The organism is Vibrio sp. M250220, assembly GCF_036533795.1.
Taxonomy (GTDB): domain Bacteria; phylum Pseudomonadota; class Gammaproteobacteria; order Enterobacterales; family Vibrionaceae; genus Vibrio.
The window spans coordinates 1-1,694 of record NZ_JATABI010000124.1 but is presented as its reverse complement, the minus strand read 5'-3'; the positions used below and the strand labels follow the sequence as shown (position 1 = coordinate 1,694).

Sequence of the window (1,694 nt, the reverse complement as noted above, 5' to 3'; positions counted from 1 at the left end):
TTATTACGGCGATGGCGGCCACGGCTGGGGTAGGATTCGGTGGGAAATTTGCCACTGAACTGAACCCGAAAGCCGCAGATGACTTCTTTGCTGCGCTGCTTGGCGTGATGAATAATAAAGGGTTTCAGCGATTTGAGTTTTTCGATGAGTCAGGCAAAGTCAACAGTTTTGCCGAATTCAATAAAGTGCTGACGGTAGCCGCTGCATTTGGCTTAACCATTGGCCAAGTGATGATGCTGCCATTTAACATCATTGATGATATGGAGAAGCAAGCCACCGACCAAGAAAGTGCCTACTTTGTTGCTAACTTTTTGCTTTCAAAAGAGCACCAACAAGAAAATCAGCAGTGGATCACCAATATGCCAGCGGAAACATTGGCTAAGTTATTGTCGGTGTTGATTCATTATAATGATATTCCAAGTATTGGCTGGGGCGAAAGTTTTAATGAGAGCAGAAATATCGCTGCAACCAGAAATCAAAATCAGCGCAAAGCGATCAATCAAATACTCAATTGGTTAGGAGCAAACCGAGCCGATACAGGGCAAATCAAGCGCTTTGAAAATGCCCTGCAACGTATGGGCTTACCGCACCCCACTGAGCTTAATAAAGCAGAGCAATGGCAACGCTACGCCAAAAATGTCATCAGCTTACGGGATTTTTTTACCAAGGCCTTTTCACAACCTTATGAAAACCCAAATGATAAAGACAAAAGCAGATATATGAGAACATTAGGTGATGATTACGCAGACTTGCGCGAGAACATTCACTGGTTAACTAAGGAACATAAAATCCTAGAGAAATCGTACCCAGCCCGAGCGCGAATGAAAGCGGTATATGCGGTGCTGCCTGAGGATGATATCGAACAACTTGAACAATTTAAATTGCGTGGCTATCAGCTAAGTAATTGGTGACCAGAGAGATAAACCATGAAAAAATGTGTATCAATCTTTATTCTCCTCGTCGTTTGCAGCAGCAACGTGTGGGCGATGACTCCTGTTGAACAAGGGATCCGACTGTTTAACCAAAAACAGTACCCACAAGCCGAGCAGATTTTTCAACAACAATCAAACCAAGGCAGTGCTTACGCGACATTTTGGCTTGCGATGGCACAGTATAAAAATCGTCAGCAGTTTGAAGCGGGGCAAACCTTTTTAAAAGCAGCCCAAATGGGTGACCCTTGGGCAATGGGTGTTATGGGAGGAGGTAAGTTATATGTAAATACACCATGTAGCTACCTTGGTTGGCCTTGTGATGAAAAGTGGCTCCCTAAAGCTCAACAAGGATGGAAAGAACTCGCCCAAAATGGCGATGGAAAGGCTGCTTTTGCCCTAAAAATAACCAAAAGAGAGTGGTGGGAATATATCCCTTATTATCGCCAGACTAAATACAAAGAATTGGTTAGCAATGCAATTCCCAATGGTGGTTATCAATTCCTCGATTACAATACATACTGGGCATCGTTTGAAGACAAATTACCGTATCTAAAACTCGCAGCCAACCAGGGCCACGCCCCCGCGATGCTGTCCTTGTACTACTTTTTTTTGAAGCCTGAGACTTTGGATGAAGCGCTAAAGTGGAACCTCAAAGCAATCAAATTGGGTTACGCTGATGCTGCAACCAGTCTCTACTATGCCTATTCTCAAGGTAAAAAAGATAGTAATGGCAACATAATCATCCAACGTGATGTTAAAAAA

The 1,694-nt window shown here is 43.5% G+C and carries 1 protein-coding gene and 1 pseudogene; both read left to right on the top strand.

Features of this window, described 5'->3' with window-relative positions; translation table 11 throughout:
• Window positions 1-911, top strand: a pseudogene (locus tag QTN94_RS19820) (LysM domain-containing protein); the annotation flags it as partial.
• Window positions 912-926: 15 nt separating this feature from the next.
• Window positions 927-1,694 (top strand): sel1 repeat family protein (locus QTN94_RS19815; protein WP_331428633.1); only part of this gene is annotated, 768 nt, incomplete at its 3' end.